The sequence below is a fragment of the Bradyrhizobium sp. USDA 4341 genome (assembly GCF_054063755.1).
This window is the reverse complement of the sequence record NZ_JBSSGO010000002.1, coordinates 142,529-163,326: the sequence shown is the minus strand read 5'-3', so window position 1 is coordinate 163,326 and position 20,798 is coordinate 142,529. Positions and strand designations below refer to the sequence as shown.

General features: G+C 62.5%; 20 protein-coding genes. 9 read left to right on the top strand and 11 right to left on the bottom strand.

What is annotated here, in order from left to right; translation table 11 throughout:
* Positions 1-132: 132 nt before the first annotated feature.
* Entirely contained in the window at positions 133-735 is a 603-nt protein-coding gene (locus ACVIGB_RS06545) for a hypothetical protein (RefSeq protein ID WP_456723329.1), read from the top strand.
* A 29-nt stretch (positions 736-764) separates the two neighbouring features.
* Here the strand turns inward: ACVIGB_RS06545 and ACVIGB_RS06540 are convergent, their stop codons facing one another.
* Positions 765-1,658 carry a DMT family transporter gene (locus ACVIGB_RS06540; protein WP_456723330.1) on the bottom strand — a complete coding sequence of 298 codons (894 nt, stop codon included), beginning with the start codon at positions 1,656-1,658 and terminating at the stop codon, positions 765-767.
* An 817-nt stretch (positions 1,659-2,475) separates the two neighbouring features.
* Between ACVIGB_RS06540 and ACVIGB_RS06535 the strand changes: the two genes are divergently transcribed.
* Entirely contained in the window at positions 2,476-6,252 is a 3,777-nt protein-coding gene (locus tag ACVIGB_RS06535; RefSeq protein ID WP_456723331.1) for a vitamin B12-dependent ribonucleotide reductase, read from the top strand.
* 105 nt (positions 6,253-6,357) lie between these two features.
* Positions 6,358-8,127 (top strand): ATP-dependent nuclease, encoded by a 1,770-nt coding sequence (locus ACVIGB_RS06530; RefSeq protein ID WP_456723332.1) that lies wholly within the window; start codon positions 6,358-6,360, stop codon positions 8,125-8,127.
* Positions 8,128-8,281: 154 nt separating this feature from the next.
* On the opposite strand, the gene panD is transcribed toward ACVIGB_RS06530, so the two are convergent.
* On the bottom strand, positions 8,282-8,671 hold the full coding sequence (gene panD, locus ACVIGB_RS06525) for an aspartate 1-decarboxylase (protein WP_456723333.1): 390 nt from the start codon (positions 8,669-8,671) through the stop codon (positions 8,282-8,284).
* Between the two features lie 383 nt (positions 8,672-9,054).
* Between panD and ACVIGB_RS06520 the strand changes: the two genes are divergently transcribed.
* Positions 9,055-10,062, top strand: a complete 1,008-nt coding sequence (locus ACVIGB_RS06520; protein WP_456723334.1) for a tetratricopeptide repeat protein — start codon at positions 9,055-9,057, stop codon at positions 10,060-10,062.
* A gap of 218 nt (positions 10,063-10,280) precedes the next feature.
* Here ACVIGB_RS06520 and ACVIGB_RS06515 read toward each other — a convergent pair whose 3' ends face one another.
* On the bottom strand, positions 10,281-10,682 hold the full coding sequence (locus ACVIGB_RS06515; RefSeq protein ID WP_456725227.1) for a lysozyme inhibitor LprI family protein: 402 nt from the start codon (positions 10,680-10,682) through the stop codon (positions 10,281-10,283).
* 332 nt (positions 10,683-11,014) lie between these two features.
* A complete protein-coding gene (locus ACVIGB_RS06510) occupies positions 11,015-11,668 on the bottom strand; it encodes a hydrolase (protein WP_456723335.1) in 654 nt (217 codons plus the stop codon).
* Positions 11,669-11,796: 128 nt separating this feature from the next.
* On the opposite strand from ACVIGB_RS06510, the gene ACVIGB_RS06505 reads away from it, so the two are divergent.
* Positions 11,797-12,678 (top strand): LysR substrate-binding domain-containing protein, encoded by an 882-nt coding sequence (locus tag ACVIGB_RS06505; RefSeq protein WP_456723336.1) that lies wholly within the window; start codon positions 11,797-11,799, stop codon positions 12,676-12,678.
* A 176-nt stretch (positions 12,679-12,854) separates the two neighbouring features.
* Here the strand turns inward: ACVIGB_RS06505 and ACVIGB_RS06500 are convergent, their stop codons facing one another.
* The 3 genes from ACVIGB_RS06500 to ACVIGB_RS06490 form a co-directional block, all read right to left on the bottom strand.
* Complete coding sequence (locus ACVIGB_RS06500) at positions 12,855-13,124, bottom strand: DUF2312 domain-containing protein (RefSeq protein ID WP_166306690.1); 270 nt, start codon at positions 13,122-13,124, stop codon at positions 12,855-12,857.
* A 191-nt stretch (positions 13,125-13,315) separates the two neighbouring features.
* Entirely contained in the window at positions 13,316-14,440 is a 1,125-nt protein-coding gene (locus ACVIGB_RS06495; protein WP_456725228.1) for a metallophosphoesterase, read from the bottom strand.
* Between the two features lie 183 nt (positions 14,441-14,623).
* On the bottom strand, positions 14,624-14,836 hold the full coding sequence (locus ACVIGB_RS06490) for a hypothetical protein (RefSeq protein WP_456723337.1): 213 nt from the start codon (positions 14,834-14,836) through the stop codon (positions 14,624-14,626).
* An 84-nt stretch (positions 14,837-14,920) separates the two neighbouring features.
* Here ACVIGB_RS06490 and ACVIGB_RS06485 point away from each other — a divergent pair, with 84 nt between their 5' ends.
* A complete protein-coding gene (locus ACVIGB_RS06485; RefSeq protein WP_456723338.1) occupies positions 14,921-15,925 on the top strand; it encodes an LLM class flavin-dependent oxidoreductase in 1,005 nt (334 codons plus the stop codon).
* A gap of 63 nt (positions 15,926-15,988) precedes the next feature.
* Here the strand turns inward: ACVIGB_RS06485 and ACVIGB_RS06480 are convergent, their stop codons facing one another.
* Positions 15,989-16,405 carry a DoxX family protein gene (locus ACVIGB_RS06480; RefSeq protein WP_092113656.1) on the bottom strand — a complete coding sequence of 139 codons (417 nt, stop codon included), beginning with the start codon at positions 16,403-16,405 and terminating at the stop codon, positions 15,989-15,991.
* Positions 16,406-16,711: 306 nt separating this feature from the next.
* Here ACVIGB_RS06480 and ACVIGB_RS06475 point away from each other — a divergent pair, with 306 nt between their 5' ends.
* The 3 genes from ACVIGB_RS06475 (at position 16,712) to ACVIGB_RS06465 (ending at position 18,434) form a co-directional block, all read left to right on the top strand.
* Positions 16,712-16,852, top strand: a complete 141-nt coding sequence (locus tag ACVIGB_RS06475; protein ID WP_171947553.1) for a hypothetical protein — start codon at positions 16,712-16,714, stop codon at positions 16,850-16,852.
* 162 nt (positions 16,853-17,014) lie between these two features.
* Positions 17,015-17,965 carry a LysR family transcriptional regulator gene (locus ACVIGB_RS06470; protein WP_456723339.1) on the top strand — a complete coding sequence of 317 codons (951 nt, stop codon included), beginning with the start codon at positions 17,015-17,017 and terminating at the stop codon, positions 17,963-17,965.
* A gap of 124 nt (positions 17,966-18,089) precedes the next feature.
* Positions 18,090-18,434, top strand: coding sequence for a zinc ribbon domain-containing protein YjdM (locus ACVIGB_RS06465; RefSeq protein WP_456655933.1), 345 nt, complete (start codon positions 18,090-18,092; stop codon positions 18,432-18,434).
* A gap of 22 nt (positions 18,435-18,456) precedes the next feature.
* On the opposite strand, the gene ACVIGB_RS06460 is transcribed toward ACVIGB_RS06465, so the two are convergent.
* From ACVIGB_RS06460 to ACVIGB_RS06450, 3 genes are all read right to left on the bottom strand, one after another.
* Positions 18,457-18,768, bottom strand: a complete 312-nt coding sequence (locus ACVIGB_RS06460) for a putative quinol monooxygenase (RefSeq protein WP_456723340.1) — start codon at positions 18,766-18,768, stop codon at positions 18,457-18,459.
* 140 nt (positions 18,769-18,908) lie between these two features.
* On the bottom strand, positions 18,909-20,192 hold the full coding sequence (locus ACVIGB_RS06455; protein WP_456723341.1) for a cystathionine gamma-synthase family protein: 1,284 nt from the start codon (positions 20,190-20,192) through the stop codon (positions 18,909-18,911).
* 254 nt (positions 20,193-20,446) lie between these two features.
* Complete coding sequence (locus tag ACVIGB_RS06450) at positions 20,447-20,707, bottom strand: PepSY domain-containing protein (protein WP_092113648.1); 261 nt, start codon at positions 20,705-20,707, stop codon at positions 20,447-20,449.
* Positions 20,708-20,798 lie beyond the last annotated feature (91 nt).

Here is a 20,798-nt window from a genome sequence, read left to right as displayed (position 1 = left end):
CGGGAAGACACGTCCCGCCACCCGGCAGCTCGTCGATACCCCCTCCCTGCCCACGTTTTCCAACGCCACCCGACCGGCTGCGAATGATGTGGTCCCCCGAACCGCCAGCCAGCCTGCGACCTGGAGAACTTGATGTTACATACCGAAGCCTTTTCGCTGGTCCTCTTCAGCTGGCTGAGGCAGATCGGAGAGATCCTGCTTCTGATAGGCCTGAGCGGCGAAGTCGCCCTCCTGGTGCTCGGGATTTCCAAAGGCGCCTGGGAGCGAGGACTGGCGATCACATTTGCCGTTCTCGTCCTGCTCGGCTGCGGTCTGGAATATTGGGCTGATAGCCCGAGGAGTTTCGGCCCCGCATCCCAACAGCGGCTTGCGGACGCTCTCAAGCAATTTCGCGGCACGCCGTTCGACTTCTCGGTCGAGCTCGACCCCGAAGCCGTGACCCTGATGGAAGACGTGGGAGCGGCGCTCGATGCCGCCGGCTGGAAGAGGCAGGCTGTTGCGCAGGGCTCCGGATATATCCCGCCAGGAAAGCCGGCGGCCGGCATTGTCGTGCTCAAGGGAGTCGAAGTGCAGATCGTCGAATCGCGACAGTCGGACTGGGGAGCGGCCGGTAAGCCGGCCGCCGTCCTTCTGCACGCAATGCGGAACGAAGGATTGACCGCCTTCGCAAAACAGGTCCCGGACAATCAAGAAAGCTCAGACGCGATCCATATCAAGATCGGCGCCAAACCCTAACTAGCAAAAGGGCCATCGTTGGCCGGCCATCACCGCGTCGCCAGCGCGACGCCGGCGAGCGTAAACAGCAGCGCTGTGATCTGGGTCGGCCCGAGCGGCTCGTGCAGCGCGACCGCGGAGGCAATCACGCCGATGACCGGCACCGCCATGGTGCCGATCGCCGCCACCGAGGCCGGCAAACGGGCGAGCGCGGCAAACCAGGCGACATAGGCAACGCAGAACTGGATCAGCGTCGAATAGACCAGGAGCCACCAGCCGACCGTCGTGACGCGATCGAGATGGGTGGTCTCGACCAGGAGGCCGATGATCGCGATCGGCACGCAGCCGAGGCCGATCTGCCAGGCCGCGGCCGGGATCGGCGGCATCACCAGCGGATATTTCTTCGCCAGCACGGTGCCGAGCGCAAAGCCGAACGCGCCGCCGAGCGCCATGATGATTCCCGGCAGCTTGTCCTTGCTCGCGGAAATCCCGTTGCCGCCCATGATCGCGGCAAGGCCTGCGAATGCCATCACGAGCGCAATGGTCCGAAGCCACGTCGGCCGCTCGCCGAGCACCGGCCAGGCCAGCAGCGAGGCCCAGACCGGCATGGTGTAGGCAATCAATGCGGCCTCGCTCGCCGGCAGCCACAAGAGCGCGAGCCCCATCAGCACCATCCAGCCGGAGACGTTGAGCGCCGCATACAGCACGAGGCGCGGCCACAGCCTTGCCTCGACATGCAGGCTCTGGGCGCGGAGCAGCGCCAGCACAGCCAGCAGCACGGCGCCGATCACGCCGGTGATGCCGCGCAAGGTCAGCGGCGGCAGCTCGCTGAGCAGGAACTTGGTGGACGGCCAGTTGAACCCCCAGCCCACCGAGGTGATGGCGAGGAACATCAGGCCGGCGGGCGCAAGGCGCGGCCGCCCGTGAGGCTTCGGATCTGTCATGGAACCCGGCAAGGGTGTGACGAGGATGTGAGTCGGCCGCAGCTTGCCCGCGATTTTGCCGCCCGACCATCACGCCTCTGACATGCCTGATCCGTACTTTGCCCGTAGGGCTACGTGAGTCCCCAAAATTCAATCCGCCACGGCGAATAAAATCTTCGCCTGTGAACAGCGGGGCGAAACTCCAATCCACAGGCGGAGCGAATTTTTTTGGCTTGGGAATCCCTGAGGACTCACCGATAGTTGGCTCGATCACAGGCGCGGCACCGACCCCTGTTATCCCCCTCCGTCCACCATATTTAGTGTTTGATTCAGAAACTCGTACTAGTCCTTGACGGGCGCAACGGACATGGCCTAGCTTTCAACCTGTTCGGCGCGAGTGTGTTTGGGTCCCCGCCGGTCGCTCCCACAAGGGTTCCAAAATGACCACTCCGCCAGGCCTTCGGGCCGCGGGTGAAGGGCTTGTCTGCCCTGATTTTGGGTCGCCGTCGGGACGACAGAACGGGCCGAGAAGGACCCGGAAACAGAGGCCGTAACCGGCCCGCAAGAAGCGTACGCGTGACGTGTCGCGTGAGCGTTTGGGGCGTTGAATGCATGACCCGGAGGACCCGACCAGTCGGGCGCCGCCCCGGGATCATGCCGCCGCTGGGCCGGGTCAAACCGGCGCCTGACGGATGAGAGAAAACAGGCCGGATCCACCGGCTGAGCTGCGGATGACGGGAGGCGTGCTGACGCGTTTTCCCTGAGTCCGCGAACAGATAACATTCCGGCAACCTGCGAATAACGTGGGACCGGGCAGAAGAAGAGACGGGGCTCGACCATGCGAATCGAACGACGCAACACCACCAGCGGACAATCTCCCTATGCCGGGATCAATTTCCGCCTGACCACATCTGAGATCCGGAACCCGGACGGCTCGGTCGTGTTCCGCGCCGAGAACGTCGAGGTTCCGGAGTTCTGGTCGCAGGTCGCCTCCGACGTGCTGGCGCAGAAGTATTTCCGTAAAGCTGGCGTTGCCGCGCGCCTGAAGAAGGTCGAGGAAGAGACCGTGCCGTCGTGGCTGTGGCGTTCGGTGCCGGACACCGAGGCGCTTAGCCTGCTGCCCGAGAACGAGCGCATCGTCGGCGAGACCAGCGCCAAGCAGGTGTTCGATCGCCTCGCCGGTTGCTGGACCTATTGGGGCTGGAAGGGCGGCTACTTCTCCACCGAGGAAGATGCGCTGGCCTTCTTCGACGAGCTGCGCTTCCAACTGGCAAAACAGATGGTCGCGCCGAACTCGCCGCAGTGGTTCAACACCGGCCTGCATTGGGCCTATGGCGTCGATGGTCCGGGCCAGGGCCACTACTATGTCGACTGGAAGACCGGCAAGCTCACCAAGTCGAAGTCGGCCTATGAGCATCCGCAGCCGCATGCCTGCTTCATCCAGGGCGTCGGCGACGACCTCGTCAACGAGGGCGGCATCATGGACCTCTGGGTGCGTGAAGCGCGCCTGTTCAAGTATGGCTCCGGCACCGGCTCCAACTTCTCGAGCCTGCGCGGCGAAGGCGAAAAGCTCTCCGGCGGCGGCCGCTCGTCCGGCCTGATGAGCTTCCTCAAGATCGGCGACCGCGCCGCGGGCGCGATCAAGTCGGGCGGCACCACCCGCCGCGCCGCCAAGATGGTCGTGGTCGATGCCGATCACCCGGATATCGAGACCTATATCGACTGGAAGGTGAAGGAGGAGCAGAAGGTCGCAGCCCTCGTCACCGGCTCCAAGATCAACCAGAAGCACCTCAAGGCCGTGATGAAGGCCTGCGTGAACTGCGAAGGCAGTGGCGACGACTGCTTCGATCCCGAGAAGAACCCGGCGCTGCGCCGCGAGATCAAGCTCGCGCGCCGCAGCCTGGTGCCCGACAACTACATCAAGCGCGTCATCCAGTTCGCCAAGCAGGGCTACAAGGACATCCAGTTCGACATCTACGACACCGACTGGGATTCGGAAGCGTACCTCACCGTCTCCGGCCAGAACTCCAACAACTCGGTGTCGCTGAAGGATGACTTCCTGCGCGCAGTCGAGACCGACGGCGACTGGAACCTGATCGGCCGCACCACAAAGAAAGTCACGAAGACGCTGAAGGCGCGCGACCTCTGGGAGAAGATCGGCTACGCCGCCTGGGCCTCCGCCGATCCCGGCCTGCACTTCAACACCACGATGAACGACTGGCACACCTGCAAGGCGTCCGGCGACATCCGCGCCTCCAATCCGTGCTCGGAATACATGTTCCTGGACGACACGGCGTGCAACCTCGCCTCCGCCAACCTGCTGACGTTCTACAGCTCGACCACCAAGCGGTTCGACATCGAGTCCTACGAGCACCTCTGCCGGCTCTGGACCATCGTGCTCGAAATCTCCGTCATGATGGCCCAGTTCCCGTCGAAGGCGATCGCCGAGCTCTCCTACGAGTTCCGCACCCTCGGCCTCGGCTTCGCCAATATCGGCGGCCTGCTGATGACCATGGGCCTGCCCTATGACAGCAAGGAAGGCCGTTCGCTGTGCGGCGCGCTGACCGCTGTGATGACCGGCATCTCCTACAAGACCTCGGCCGAGATGGCGGCCGAGCTCGGCACCTTCCCGGGCTACAAGAAGAACGCGGCCCACATGCTGCGCGTGATCCGCAATCACCGCCGCGCCGCCCACGGTGAAAGCCGCGGCTATGAGGCGCTCGCCGTCAATCCGGTGGCGCTCGACCACGAGTCGTGCCCGCAGGCCGACATCGTCGCGCATGCCAAGCTGGCGTGGGACGACGCGCTGGCGCTCGGCGAGGTCAACGGCTATCGCAACGCCCAGACCACGGTCGTGGCGCCGACCGGCACCATCGGCCTCGTGATGGATTGCGACACCACCGGAATCGAGCCTGACTTCGCGCTGGTGAAGTTCAAGAAGCTCGCCGGCGGCGGCTACTTCAAGATCATCAACCAGGCGGTGCCGGCGGCCTTGCGCGCGCTCGGCTATCGCGAAGCTGATATCGCCGAGATCGAGGCCTACGCCGTCGGCCACGGCTCGCTGTCGAATGCGCCTGGGATCAACGCCACGACGCTCAAGGCCAAGGGCTTCACCGACGAAGCCATTGCCAAGGTGGAAAAGGCGCTGCCGACCGCGTTCGACATCAAGTTCGCCTTCAACAAGTGGACCTTCGGCGAGGACTTCATCCGCGACACGCTCGGCATCGGCGCGGAAGCCATTGCCGCTCCCGGCTTCGACCTGCTCTCGGCGGTCGGCTTCTCCAAGCGCGAGATCGAGGCCGCCAACGTGCACATCTGCGGCGCGATGACGGTCGAAGGTGCTCCGCACCTCAAGGCCGAGCACTACCCGGTGTTCGACTGCGCCAACCCCTGCGGCAAGATCGGCAAGCGCTATCTCTCGGTCGAGAGCCACATAAGGATGATGGCGGCGTCGCAACCGTTCATCTCGGGCGCGATCTCCAAGACCATCAACATGCCGAACGACGCCACGGTGGAGGACTGCAAGTCCGCCTATCTGCTGTCGTGGAAGCTCGCGCTGAAGGCCAACGCGCTGTACCGCGACGGCTCCAAGCTGTCGCAGCCGCTCAACTCGCAGCTCATCTCCGACGATGAGGACGAGGACGATGCGGTGGAAGCGCTCTACGAGAAGCCGATGGCGGCGCGTGCCGCCCAGGTCTCGGAGAAGATCGTCGAGAAGCTGGTCGAGCGCATCATCGTGATGCGCGAGCGCGAGAAGATGCCGGACCGCCGCAAGGGTTACACCCAGAAGGCTGTTGTCGGCGGCCACAAGGTGTACTTGCGCACCGGCGAATATGACGACGGCCGTCTCGGCGAGATCTTCATCGACATGCACAAGGAAGGCGCGGCGCTCCGCTCCTTCATCAACAACTTCGCGATCGCGGTCTCGCTCGGCCTGCAATACGGCGTGCCGCTCGAAGAATATGTCGACGCCTTCACCTTCACCCGCTTCGAGCCCGCGGGTCCGGTGCAGGGCAACGACTCGATCAAGTACGCGACCTCGATCCTCGACTATGTCTTCCGCGAGCTCGCGGTGAGCTATATGAGCCGCTTCGACCTCGCCCATGTCGATCCGAACGAGTCTGGCTTCGACGCGCTCGGCAAGGGCGTCGAGGAAGGCAAGGAGCCGGATGAGGCCCCCGCCCAGCACCAGGCGACCAAGTACGTCTCGAAGGGCCTGACCCGTTCGCGCACCGACAACCTCGTCGTCATGCGCGGCGGCTCGGCCGCGGTGAGCGCGAGCGCCGACAACGCGCCCGCCGGCGGCAGCCGCGTCACGTCGCTGGCCTCGCACGGCGCCAGCGCCCGCGGCGCCTCCGACACCATCGAAGGCGCGGTCGCCCTCAAGCAGGAGGTCAGCCACGACCTCTCGCCGACCGAGAAGCTCGAGGCCCTGAACTGGAGCAAGCCGGGCACTGCCGCGGCCGCCGCCCCGTCCAAGGCGGAGCGTCGCGCCGAGGCGAAGGCCAAGGGCTACGAAGGCGAGATGTGCTCGGAGTGCGGCAACTTCACGCTGGTGCGGAACGGGACGTGCATGAAGTGCGATACGTGCGGCAGCACGACGGGGTGCAGCTAAGATAATTAGAGGGCGGCGCATCTGATGCGCCGCCCTCTAGACTCAATAGGAATTCAGGAGGCCGTCTCGGGCTAAAGTCGATCAACCAACAAAGTATCAGCGTAAATGTTTACCAAGGTTCGATTTCGCAATTTCAAGTCTTTAAGGGATTTCACGGTCCACTTACGTGCGGTGAATGTTCTGGTTGGTCCGAACAACGCCGGCAAGTCCACGGTTCTCGACGCGTTTCGTATCATGATGGCTGCGCACTCATTTGCAACGCGCCGTCTCCAGCAGGTCATTCACCTAGATAGCGGGCCCGTTGTCGGCTATGAAATACCCACCTCCCAAATTCCTGTTTCCCTCACAAACATCCACTCGGACTACCTGACCGACCAGGAAACCTCGCTTACGTTTACGCTCGACAACGGCAACGAGATCCGACTTGAATTTTACAACAACGCTCGCTGCATTATGACGCTTAACGCGAAGCAGCGCACCACAACCACCGCTCAATTCAAAAAGAACTTCCCAGTCAACATCTATTCGATTCCCACCCTCGGCCCCCTCGAAGAAGTGGAAGAACTCCTCACTGACCAGTACGTTACACAATCCATTGGCACTCGACGCGCGCACCGAATGTTCCGCAACATCTGGTACCGCTGGTCCAACGAATTTCCAACGTTCAAGAAGCTGGTCGAGGACACATGGGATGGAATGACGATCTCCAAACCGGAGCTGGACCTGTCGTATCCACCAAAGCTATCTATGTTTTGCACTGAAGGACGCGTAGATCGCGAACTCTGCTGGGCCGGCTTCGGGTTTCAAGTTTGGCTTCAAATCCTAATGCATATTACGAACTCGTCGTCGGCTGACATTCTTGTTGTCGATGAGCCTGAAATCTATTTGCATCCCGACCTGCAACATAAGCTATTCCAGCTTTTGAAAGCTACAAACAAGCAGATCATTTTGGCCACGCACTCGGCCGAAATTATCAATGAGGCAGAGCACGATGAAGTAATCGTTGTGAACAAGGCACGTCGGACAGCCACGCGCGTGACGGACATCGACGGTCTTCAGGATGCCTTATTCAGCATCGGATCCGGCCAAAATGTACACCTTAGTCGATTGTCACGAGGCCGAAGAATCTTGTTCCTCGAGGGAAACGATTTTCGAATCCTGAGGCGCTTTGCGGCCCAACTCGGATATAAGGATCTGGCCAACGATGTGGATATTACCGTTGTGCCGCTTGGGGGATTTAGCCAGCGTCAAAAAATCCAGAATGCGGCCTGGACCTTCGAGAAGGTTTTAAGAGCAGACATCGCCATTTCGGCTGTGCTTGACAGAGATTATCGATGCAAGGAAGAAATTGACGAGCTGGTAAGGGAAGCGCGGGCGTCGACGCCCCGTTTTCATGTCCTGGCCGGCAAAGAGATTGAAAATTATCTGTTGGTTCCCTCAGCCATCACGCGCGCCGCCTTGGAGCGAATGAAAGAACAGAAATCGGGAAACACCTTCTCTCAGGAGGAGCTTGAGAATTTGCTCGCGCCAATCCTAAACGACACCAAATCGTGGGTTCTCAGTCAGCACATTTCGAATCGTATGCGTCATTTTGACCATCGAACATCAAAGGACCCAGCTACTGTCGCCGCCGAGGCGATTCAGTACGTGGATAACGAATGGCGGGATCAATCGCGCCGCCTTCTCATCGTTCCAGGAAAGCAGGTACTTGCAGGGCTAAACACCCAATTTCAAGCCAAGTTTGGGGTCTCTGTAACCACCGCTCAAATAGTTCGTAATCTTAGATTGGACGAAGTATCGAGCGACCTCCGCAATATTCTGGCCGACCTCAACGAATTTGCTAGCGGGAAAAAGACGGCTAAGTCGGCAGCATGAGGTGCGTTCGTGCTCGCGAGCGCAGAAAGATCCGCCGAAGCAAGCGTAGCGCCGACTAGCCAAAGTCGTCATCTGTGATTCGCTGCAATCCGTTCGGCGGATAGCCGTGCACGAGCCACCCTACGCTGTTGGACGGCAGACTGACCAACTCGGCCTACGCCTCGGCCAACTCGACACCAGATGAAACCCCACCCGCCTCGACCCGCCGGTTCTTCTCGTCCACGATCACCACGCGCGGACGAAACCTGCGAGCCTCCTCGGCATCGAAGCCGGCATAGGCGACGATGATGACCTTGTCGCCAGCCATGGCGAGGCGCGCGGCGGCGCCGTTGAGGCCGATGGTGCCGGAGCCGGCGGGCGCCTCGATCACGTAGGTCGAGAAGCGCGCACCGGTGTCGATGTTGTAGATGTCGACACGTTCGTTGATCAGGAAGCCGGCGGCCTCGATCAAGTTGCCGTCGATCGAGATCGAGCCCTCGTAGTGCAAGTCCGCTTCTGTGACACGCGCGCGATGAATCTTGCCCTTCATCAAAGTCACTTGCATCGAGCCCATCCCGTATCGTTGCGTCGGAATTCTCCGAGGCCGCCAATACGGATCGCGCGGCCCGTGGTCAATACGCGTCACGCGACCGGGTGTGTCCTTGCGTCGGTAGGTTTGTTCTGAGATCGCCGACTGCTTTGGTCGGAATGGGCTGCAAGTCGCGGCGCACCTGGAATAATCGCGCTGCAATTCGCCTTTCAGGGAGCATGGCATTATCTTGTCATCGATTGCCTAGCAGCGAGCAAGCGTAGGGCGGATTAGCCGAAGGCGTAATCCGCCATTTCGCTCGCAACATTCTCGGCGGGTTACGCTTCGCTAATCCACCCTACTTGCCAATCACGACTAATCGCGAGAAAAACCTTAGACGTCGCATTACGGGACGAACTATGCCTGCAAATTCAGCTCTAGGCTTACACCGCGTCTGCACGGCAATCCTTGCAGCAGCTTCTATCGTCCTCTCGGCGGCGGACGTCTTCGCGGTTGATCCGCAAGACTTGAAAAAATGCGAAAACAGCGACGACATTCCGCGCATGATTGCAGCCTGCACGAACCTCTCGCAGGACGCGGGATTGCCTGCCGGCTTGCGATCCATGGCATTGCTCAAGCGAGGTTTCGGGAACTTTGCACTCGGACATATCGATGCGGCCGAGGCCGACTTCTCCGAGGCAGTCAGGCTCAACCCAAAGAACAACTACGCTCACCATGAGCTGGGACTGACCCTAGCCAAGAAGGGCGAACCCGCCCGCGCGATTGCGTCGCTAACTGAGGCCATCAGGCTCGATCCCGCCAGCGCGGCAAGTCGGATTAGTCGCGGGCGGGTTTATTTGTCCGAGGACAGGCTGGACGACGCGATCCAGGACTTCACCGATGCCATCAAGCTCGGGGCCGACAAGAATACCGCCTTCACCAAAGAACAGGCCGTCGATCGCCCCGAGGCCAATCGCGTCGCGGCGGACTACTACGCTAACCGCGCGAATGCGTACTATCTACGTGGCAGCTTCGACGATGCTGCTTCGGACTTCGACCAAGCAGCCAGACTTTCCGATCCGGAAGGTTACAACGTGATTTGGGGGTCGGTGGCTCGGACCCAAGCGGGATCTGCCGACGCTGCAATTGTGCTGTCCGCGGCGCTCGACAAAGGTCAACTCAAGGATTGGCCGAAATCCGTCGGAGAGTTGCTTGCCGGGCGGATCACTCCCACCGCGGCCATGGCCGCCGCCAAGAATGCAGATCAAGTCTGCGAAGCACACTACTATAGTGGAATAGTCCAACTCAGGCTCAAGGATTCAGTCTCGGCCGAAAAGGAGTTTGTATCCGCACGCGATGGATGCCCCAAGTTATTTCGGGAGTATCACGCGGCCGTTGCTGACCTGAAGCGACTTCAATCGCAGTAGTCACACGAAAGGATAGGCAGCAATCCGTCCAAACATTGCTGGATTGCTCGACGTTAGAAAACGCACATCGGGGCTTACCAAACAACAGCAAGCGTAGGGCGGATTTGCCGCAGACGTATTCCGCCACTTCGTTCTCGAGAATCTCGGCGGGTTACGCTTGGCTAACCCACGCTGCCCGCTAAACAAATCCGTCAGGCCCCCGCCACCCGCTTGACAGTCTACCGCGAGGCGTGGGCACGCCTTTCAAGAAGCAGCGTGCGGTCGGCGATGTCCTTCAATTCGAACGCCTGGGAGTCGAGGAACGCGACGGACCCGTTGTCGGGGTCGGCGGCGAGGCGATGGGTTTCACCCAGATGATGCTTCAGCCACGCCCGCTGCTCGGTCTGCAATTGCGCGTGCGCCTCGCCCTTCGACTTGGCGAGAAGCGCTTGATAGGCGGTATTGAGCCTGGTGTCCCACTTGTCGATTTCGGTCTTGCCGCACGCGAGCATCTTCGTTGACACCCCTTCAGCCTTGTCCATGCACGCATCATACTCGGTGCCTTGCTGCGCGCGGGCCGACAAAGTCGCGAGCACGAGCGTAGCTGCAACAATGACAAGCCTTCGCGCAAGCATCACCACGTCCAATTCACCGTTCTGCGTCGTTCGACAAAGATCGCCGCACAAAAGCGTCCGAAATGAGATCAAAGGAATGATGCACTGGATATCTGGCGGGGCTGCTCAGCAAGCGTAGGGCGGATGAGCCAACGGGTCGCGCGAACGCGCGCCCGATGACAGGCTTCGCGATATCCGGGGGGCCGACACGCAACTCCAATCCCGCATATCGCTTCGCTCATGCGGGCTACTGGCTTTCCAGACATGGACGACCCTCATGGGGCCGGGGAATGACGAGGCTCAACAAACGGTCAGGCGTCGCTGCGCATCGCTCGTGGCTCTCGTCATCCCCGGTTAGATCAGTCTCGGGTGCTCGGCACGGGCGTGTTGAGCAACTGTTGCTCCCACAGAAACGCGATGCCGCTGCCGCCGGCATGCTGCGTGACCACCTCGGTCAGCTTGGCGGCCTGTTCGGTCCGGGCCCAGTCGCGCTGCCATTCGGCCGCCACCGCCAGCCAGGTCATCATGTTGGCGCCAGCCGCGATCATGCGCTTGATGGCGACCTCGTGCGCCTCGACCGACACGGCGCCCGACGCATCGGTGACCACCGTCACGTCCCAGCCTTCGCCGAGCGCCTGGATCGCCGGCATCGCGACGCACACCTCGGTCCACAGGCCAGCGATGACAAGCTGCTTGCGGCCGGTAGCCTTGACCGCATCCACCACGTTCTGGTCCTGCCAGGTGTTGATGAACGTCCGGTCGATCACCTTCTGGCCGGGAAACACATCCGTAATCTGGGGGAAGAGCAGACCGCCTCGTTCCGCTACCACGCTCGTCAGGATCGTGGGGACACCGAAGGCCTTGGCGGCCTTCGCCAGGCCCGCCGTATTGTTGATCACCATCTGCGGTTCGTGGCTGTTCACGTTCGCAAGCTGGTAAGGCTGATGGTCGATCAGAACGAGCACCGAATCTTCAGGACGAAGAAGCGAAGCAAGCCCGTTACGAAAACTCATGAATACATCCTCTGTTGTGGTGAGACATGCGCCGACTGCGACGCCGTGCCCAGACACTTGTCATTCCCGTTCGTGATACGGTAGCGCCCTATTCTGCCAAGCTGTGTCGCAAAATGGGGAACGCGGAATTGGACGTTGAAGACCTGATTGCATTCGTCGAAGTCGCAGATGCTGGTGGCGTCTCGGCCGCCGCGCGCCGGCTCGGCGTTTCGAAGTCGATCGTCAGCCGGCGGCTGGTCCGGCTTGAAGCGGAACTAGGCGTCCAACTCCTTGCAAGATCCACCCGTGGCGCCGCTCTCACGGAAGCCGGGAACATTTTTCGAGATCATGCGGCCAGAGTCCGCGCCGAGATCGATGCGGCCAGGGAAACAATCCTGCCTGCCGGAGAACTAAGCGGCCGCTTGCGAATTGCTGTGCCGCTTTCTTTCGGCCCCACCCACTTCGCCCCCGTGCTCGCGGAAATGGCGCGACGCCACCCCCAGCTTCACATCTATACCGCCTACAGTGATCGCTTCGTCGATCTGATTGCCGAGGGATTTGATTGCGCCATCCGGGTTGGCTATCTCCAGGACTCCAACCTGATCGCGAGACGCGTCGGGCCGATCTACGGGAGGCTTGTCGCGAGCCCGGACTATATTGAAGCGCACGGCGCCCCGGAGACGCTGGACGAGCTCATCGCCCATGAAGCGCTGATGCAGGGCACAGAAACCTGGCAACTCATGGATGGCGACGAAATCGTCACGGTTCATCCGCGGGGGCGCTTCAAGGCCGACAACGGCACAGCTCTCGCCGTCGCCGCGGCAGCAGGGCTCGGCGTCGCCTGGCTCCCCGATTGCGTGATCCATGAATACCTGGCATCCGGAACGCTGGTTCCGGTCATGACACGCCATCCGCCACCTTCGGCAGGTGCCTACGTCGTTCGCCCGCCGGGCCAACACCCCTCACGGAAGGTCCGGGCCCTCACTGAATTGTTGATCGAGCGTCTCGAAGAAAATCCGCCGCTTGCGTGAGTCGCCCTGACGTATACCGAGCGGGCATAGCAAGCGTAGGGCGGATTAGCCCACCGGGTCCGCGCGAAGCGCGGCCCGATGACAGGCTCCGGCGTAATCCGCCATTTCGCTCGCAATATTCTCGGCGGGTTACGCTTCGCTAACCCGCCCTACGCATACGACGCGCTTCTCAAGCATCACGCCGCTTTCGCTTCCTTGTCCGCCGGCGCCGTTTCCATGGCGCGCATGTAGAGATCGAGCAGGGATTCGCGTTCGTCGCGCTCGTCCTGGTCCTGCTTGCGCAGCTTGATGATCTCCTTGAGGATCTTCACGTCGAAACCTTCGCCCTTCGCCTCTGAGAAAACTTCCTTCTTCTGCTCGCTGAGTTCCTGGATTTCAGTGTCAAGGTTCTCGATCCGCTCGACGAAGGAACGAATTTTTCCGCCGGGAATGGTGATGTCGGACATGGTGCCTCCTGCTGAATGAGGTCGTGAAAATGAAAGCAAAGAGATGACCAATGTCTTAACCGTACGGGCGCCGCGGCGTCGGTATTGTAGGATGGGTAGAGCGAAGCGAAACCCATCAATCTCGCACGCGGAACGATGATGGGTTTCGCTTCGCTCTACCCATCCTACGAATCGCACGCGCAGCAAATCACTCAGGCCTCGTCAGCCACCCGCAACGTGATCCGCGTCAATTCGGACGGGCGGCCGAGCCGCAAGGCAAAGCCCGGCCACAGCGCGGTGCCGTTGTTGACGTAGAGCGTCATCCCGTCGACGTCGTAGCGGCCCGAGACGAAGCCGGCATTGGCGGGCGCGGCCAGGCGATCGATGCCCAGGATCAATCCGCCATGGGTGTGTCCGGAGAGTTGCAGGGCGACGCCGAGCGCGGCTGCGTTTCGTGCGTCGCTCGGTTGGTGGTCGAGCAGGATGACGGGCGCGCCTTCGGGGGCGCCTTCGAGAACCGCGGCAAGGTCGCGGATGGAATGCCCCCGGTGGCGCGACGCGCGGTCGGTAATTCCTGCGATCACCAGGCGGCCAGCACCGCGTTCGAGCACGATGTGCCTGTTCTCGAGCGAGCGCAGGCCCAACGCTTCGTAGTGCGCCATCCATCCGTCATAGCCGAAGATATATTCGTGATTGCCCGAGATCACGTAGACGCCATCGGCGGCCACAAGATCCCGCAACGGCTCGATGTCCTTGCGCCGCGCATCGACGGTGCCGTCGATCAGATCGCCCGTGATCGCGATCAGGTCCACGCCGAGCTTGTTCGATCGTGCGACGACCTCGCGCGCCCATGACGCAGGAAACAGCCGGCTGATGTGAAGATCGGTCAGTTGCAGGATGGTGTAGCCGTCGAACTGCCGCGGAAGTCCGCGGATGCCGACTTCGACATCGTTCAGCGGCGGAATGCGCATGGCTTGATGGACGCCGACCGCGGCGGCGACGGCCGCCACGCCAGCAAGTGCGTAGCGGACGCCGTCAGGCGCGCCCACGATGCCGCCATGGATCAGGGCTGCGACCAGCAGTCCGGCATCGAGCGCCAGTTGCAGCAACGCCAGCAGCATGACCGCGCCGAACGCCCAGTTGAAGAGCACGACCACCGGACGCGGAAACTCCGGCGAGAATTCCGATCCCGACGACCATCTGTTCCAGCGGTGAAACTGCAAGGCGGCCAGCACCAGCAACGCTGCGACGATCTTTGCCGGGAGCGGCCAGTCGAGCGGCCAGATGAAGCGGGCCAGGATCAAGAGACTGGTCAGGCCGAAGATGAGTTGGGGAATTGGTTCGCTCCGGATTTGGATCGGGGGCTGTGTGGTGGGCGCTCAGCGAAGGTAGAGTGGATCGGACGCGGGCGTAAGCCGCCGATCAGCACATTTTCGGCATGTGGCGCGGCGCCAAGACGCCCTGCGCGCGCAGCTTTGCTGGGGAGCAAGGCTGACGTGGCATCGCGGCGGGCGCCCGCACTATTTCGGAATAATGGAAATGTATCGCTGATTTGCCTGACGCGTCAAGCCGCTTTTCCTGGTGCCGGCGGCAACCTGCTCCTTTGCATGGGGTTGTTTTCGATATTTTGGGACTCGTGGCCTTGCTTCGTCGCGATCAATAGCGAGTACCCCCTCCTCGGTCGTATCCGGCGGATTGACCGGCGCGCGGACAATATCCATATGCATCTGCATGAACCGGCTGCCCGCGCCGTTTCGCATCCACCTGGACACAGCCAAATACCATCGGCTCCCCGTCCCCAGCATTCCGGAGCCGCCGTGGCCGCCCTCTCCATCCTTGATCTCGTCCGCGTCACCGAAGAGACCGACGCGCGCGGCGCGCTCTACAATGCGCGCGATGTCGCTCGCCATGCCGAGGCGCTGGGCTATCGCCGCATCTGGGTGGCGGAGCATCACAACATGGCGGGCATCGCGAGCGCCGCGACGTCGGTCGTGATCGGGCACATCGCGGCGGGAACGAAGACCATCCGGGTCGGCGCCGGCGGCATCATGCTGCCGAACCACGCGCCCTATGTCATTGCCGAGCAGTTCGGCACGCTGGCGCGGCTGTTTCCTGACCGCATCGACCTCGGCCTCGGCCGCGCGCCGGGCACCGATCAGCTCACCTTGCGCGCGCTGCGCCGGACGCCGGAATCCGCCGAGAATTTTCCGCAGGACGTGCTCGAGGTGCAGGCCTTCCTGGCGGCCGCCGGTCCCAACCAGCGCATCCAGGCGGTGCCGGCCGCGGGCACCGACGTGCCGCTGTGGATTCTCGGATCGAGCAATTTCGGCGCGATGCTGGCCGGCGAGCTCGGCCTGCCCTACGCCTTCGCCTCGCACTTTGCCCCCGAGCTTCTGATCCAAGCGCTGCAGATCTATCGCGCGCGCTTCAAGCCGTCGGAGCAGCTCGACCGCCCCTATACGATGGTCGGCGTCAACATCATTGCCGCCGACACCGACGCGGAAGCGCGACGGCTTGCCACCACGCAGCAGATGTCGTTCACCAACATCTTCCGCGGCGCGCGCGGCCTGAGCCAGCCGCCGATCGACGACATCGAGACCTACTGGTCGCCATCTGAAAAAGTCCAGGCGATGCGGATGCTTGCCCGCTCCATCATCGGCTCGCCCGAGACGGTGCGTGCCGGGATCGATGCGCTGGTCGCGGAGACCGGCGCCGACGAATTGATGATCGTGTCCGACGTCTACGATCACCAGAAGCGGCTGCGATCGTTCGAGCTGATCGCCGAGGCCGGTGGACTCAAGAAAGGCGGCATCGCCGCCTGACCCCATCACGCACCCGACCGCTGCCGCTTTTGGTGCGGCAGCGGTTGCTGGTTCGCATTCTGCTCAATGCGCAGCGACGGCTTGCGGCGCGGCGTGCTTGGCGCGGTTGTCGAGGCTGAGCGCGCCGGCACCAAACGCTGCGATCTGCAGCAGTCCACCCGCCATCATCACGTTCTTCAGGAAGTGGATCATCTGGTTCTGGTCGGCGAAATTGCTGTGGAACGCGATCGCGGTCGCGACCGAGAACACCGCCAGTGCCAGCGCCACGGCGCGGGCCTGATAGCCGGCAATCAGCAGCAGGCCACCGCCGAGCTCGACGACGACCGCCACGGCAAAAGCGAGCGGCGGAAACGGCAGGCCGACGGCACTGATCAGACCAGTGGTGGCCGCATACGCGCCGAGCTTGCTGAGGCCGCTCATGGCAAACGGGAGGCCGATCAGAAGCCGGCCGGCGAAGGGAAGATAATTAGTAGCGCTCATGGTCGTGAACCTTTCTTGCGTGGATGAATGCGGCGCCCCACCGTCCGTGGCCTCGCCGGTCGCGAACCGTCTTGCTGTCCGCTTCGTCCCTGTTATCGCCCTGCAGCCGCCGATCGATTAGTCAGCCAGTTTCAGACGGATCGTTCCACCAGAGGAACGATCGCGCGACATGCGACGGCACACCGGACCACGCAGCGCCGGGATCACGCAGCGTCGTTCAGTCTGTGGAACGCTCCGTCTGACAAACACCGGCTAATGCGGCTGGTCGGTCGCGCCTATGATCCCCTACATCGAAGGAGACGGACCATGTGCGATATCCTGATGAACAACCTGATCAAGGCCCTGCGCAGCTTCCAGCACGCCTGCCTCACGCCGGCCATCCGGGACGACGACGAGGACGATGGCGACATCGCAACGCCGAAGACGAGCCTGGACGACGGCTGGTGAGGCCGCTCGCGAGGCGCCCTCGCCGGCCATCCGCAGACCCGGTGGCGCGGATATCGCGCCTGACATGGCGGCACGCCGGGCGCCGCCGCGCTGGCTGTCGAACGGCTTTCCGGTCGACAGGCGGCGATTCGACGTTGAAAATCGAAGGGAACTATGATGCGGATGAATGATCTGGTCCCGCCCGATGCGGGCGGAATTGACCTGGCAGCGCCTTTCATGCGGGACTTCAACGACCTCTATTTCTTCGCGGCAGTGGTCAAGCACGAGGGGTTTTCGGCCGCGGCACGCGCGCTCCGCCTGCCGAAGTCCAGGATCAGCCGCCATGTCGCGCTGCTGGAGGAGCAGCTCGGCGTTCGACTGATCGAACGCTCGACCCGCCGCCTGAGCATCACGGCGATCGGCCGCGACGTCTATCGGCATGCGCAGACCGTGGTCGACGCCGCCGAGGCGGTCGATGAAGTCGCGTTGCGGATGAAGTCCGAGCCGCAGGGCCTGATCCGCATCGGCTGCCCGGTCGGCGTGCAGCGCGCGCTGGCGCCGAAATTGCCCGAGTTGTTCGCCAAATATCCGCGCCTCAGGGCGCAATTCCTCATCACCAACCGGCCGATCAATTTGATCGAGGAGCAGGTCGACGTCGCCATTCGCATCCGCGACAGCCTCGATACCGACAGCGAGATGCAGATGCGCAGGATCGGGACCAGCCGGAGGCTGCTGGTCGCGAGCCCGGCCTTCCTCAGGGAGCATGGCGCGCCCAAGGCGGCGGGCGATCTTGCCGGGCTGCCGATCCTCGATGCCACGGAAACGCCGGGCCCGCGGACATGGGAGCTGTCAGGCCCGCGCGGGCAAAAGGCCTCGGTCGCCGTCGAGCCGAAGATTTCCGCGGGTGACTTCACCATCCTCATTCATGCGGCCCAGGCCGGGCTCGGCATCGCGCTGCTGCCCGAGCTGCAATGTCAGGCCGCGCTCAGCGAAGGCAAGCTGGTCCGCGTTCTGCCGGAGTGGAGCGCCAAGGAAGGCATCATCCATCTCGTGTTTCCGTCGCGGCGCGGCATGTTGCCCGGCGTCCGCGCCACCATCGATTTCCTGGCCACCGCGCTCAAGGCGCAGATTTAGCCGGCTCAAGTCTGGCTGGTCCGTCCTGCGCGCTCGCCGTTCAGCCGCACACGCGACGGTTTTTTCTTGCTTCGCCCGCGTGCGCCCCTACGGTGCGCCCGTCACGACGGAGACGATCTCAACGATGGACGCGGCCATGAACTGCCCGAAATGCAATTCCGAGCATGCCTATCAGGACGCGGCTCTCTGGGTCTGCCCGGAATGCGCCCATGAATGGAGCGGCGAGGCGATCGCAGTAGCCTCGCAGGAGGCAAGCGTGCGTGATGCGCACGGCAATCCGCTGGCGGACGGCGACAGCGTCATCGTGATCAAGGATCTCAAGGTCAAGGGCTCGTCATCGGTCGTCAAGGGTGGCACCAAGGTCCGGAACATCCGCCTCACCGAGGGGAGCGATGGACACAACATCGCCTGCAAGATCGATGGCATCGGCGCGATGAACCTGAAATCCGAGTTCGTGAAGAAGGCCTAGCGAGCGCAATACCGAGAGCGGATCAGCCGATCACCCGCCCTACGCTCGCAATCTCGTTCGCCGACACCAAAATCACATCGCCGTCGAGGATAGGCTTCGCCACATCGAAGAACTTCGCCACGGCTGGCGAATTGTTGTGCCGGTCCATGGCCGCCTGATCAAGGTATCGCTCGTAGGTCGCGAACACGCAGGGATCCGATGCATTCTGCGACACGTAGTAGCCGACAGTGGATGGCTCGTTGGCCCGGACATGCTCGACAACATCGAGCAATGCCTGCCGCATTGTCGCTTCGTGCCCCCTCTTTGCCCGGATGACCGCCGTGATCGATACCATGCGCCTCTCCAAAAATACGTAGGGTGGATTAGCCGACTACGTCCGCCGTAGCTCAACGAGCAAAGGCGGAAGGCGTAATCCGCCCTTCTTTCCAGACAAGCGGCGGGTTGCGCTACCGCTAACCCGCCCTACGCATTTGCTCACACCCTGCTCAATGCCTGCGCGATGTCGGCGACCAGATCGGACGGATGCTCGATCCCGATCGAGAGCCGGATCGTCGTATCGAGCACCCCGATCTTCTTCCTGATGTCGGCCGGCACACCGGAATGCGTCATCGTCGCCGGCAGGCTCGCGAGCGACTCGGTGCCGCCGAGGCTCACCGCGAGCTTGAAGATCTGCAGTGAGTTGAGGAATTTCTCCGCCGCCGCCTGCCCGCCGACGATGTCGAACGAGAAGGTCGAGCCGGCGCCAGAGCTTTGGCTTGCGAACACACGCCCCGCCGGAGACGCCGCGTCGTGATGGCCGAGATAATGCACCTCGGCCACCTTGGGATGGTCGCGCAAATAGTCGGCGACGATGTGCGCATTGCGATCGGCCTTTTCCATGCGCAGGCTGAGCGTTTCCAGCGAGCGGCTGATCATCCAGCAGGAATGCGGATCGAGCTGGGTGCCGATCGCGCCGCGCAGCGCCTTGACGTCCTTCATCAGCTTCTTCGAGCCGAGCGCCGCGCCCGCGATCAGGTCGGAATGGCCGCCGACATATTTGGTCAGCGAGTACAGCGAGAGGTCAGCGCCGTGCTCGATCGGGCGCTGAAACACCGGCCCGAGCAGCGTGTTGTCGCAGGCGATGATCGGGGTAAAACCCTGCGCCTTGCCGATCGCGTCGGCCACGCGCCGGGTGAGCGCGATATCGACCTGGCCGTTGGTCGGATTGGCCGGCGTCTCGATGAAGATCATCGCGACGCGGCCTTTCTTCATGGCCTCGTCGGCAGCGGCGCGGACGATGCTCTCGTCGAGGCCGTCGGCAAAGCCAACTGCGCCGATCGAGAAGCCCGCCAGCGTCCTGGTGAACAGCGTCTCCGTGCCGCCATAGAGCGGCTGCGAATGCAGGATGACGTCGCCGGGCCGCGCGAAGGCCAGCACCGTGGTCGAGATCGCCGACATGCCGGAGGAGAACAGCGCACAGCTCTCGGTGCGCTCGTAGATCGCAAGCCGGTCCTCGACGATCTCGCTGTTCGGATGATTGAAGCGCGAATAGACCAGCCCCGCTCCCATGCCTTCCGGAGGCTCGCGCCGGCCCGCGACGAAATCGAAAAAGTCCTTGCCGTCCTCGGCGGTCCGGAACACGAAGGTCGAGGTCAAAAATACCGGCGGCTTGACGGCGCCCTCCGACAGCTGCGGATCGTAGCCGTAGTTCAGCATCTGGGTTTCCGGATGCAGCAGGTGATTGCCGATGTGGGTTCTGGACGGAAACGGTTTGACCACGGCCAGTCTCCTTGTTCGAGGGACCGTCGCATGTGCGGCAGGCCCTTAAGAATCTGCCGCAAGCATACTCCACCTTTGTGCCATTCCGCCAAAACACTGCGTCGAACACTCTGGATAACGAACGGCCGGCGTGCGCCCTGCACCGCCGGCCGTCTGAAAACCGTAGCTCGCATCGCGCGTGCCTGATGTCACTTGGCGGGCGATATCAGGACCGATCGCCGGCGCTCACTGCTCACGCAGCGGTGAATACGCTGCTACCAGCTGCGATCCACATTGCGCACCTCGCCGGTCCGCGCATCGACATCGACCTGCATCCAGCGGCCGAGCCGGTCACGGCCCTCGACTTCCCACTCGTCGCCGAGGAACTGGGTGTTGGACACCGTCACGATGCCGAGATTGGTCGCGACGTCGAGGGCTGCCTCCATCGAGATCTGGCTGCCGGAATCATAGGCCATCGCCGGCGTCGCTGCGCTGATCGCCAACGCCGCAATGGCGGGAATAATATAGCTTCGCATCAGTCACTCCTCATGGAACGGCATGTCATGCCGCATAAAACGAGCGGCGCACCCAATCAGTTCCGGCAACAGGGGTGACGGAGCAGCGCGA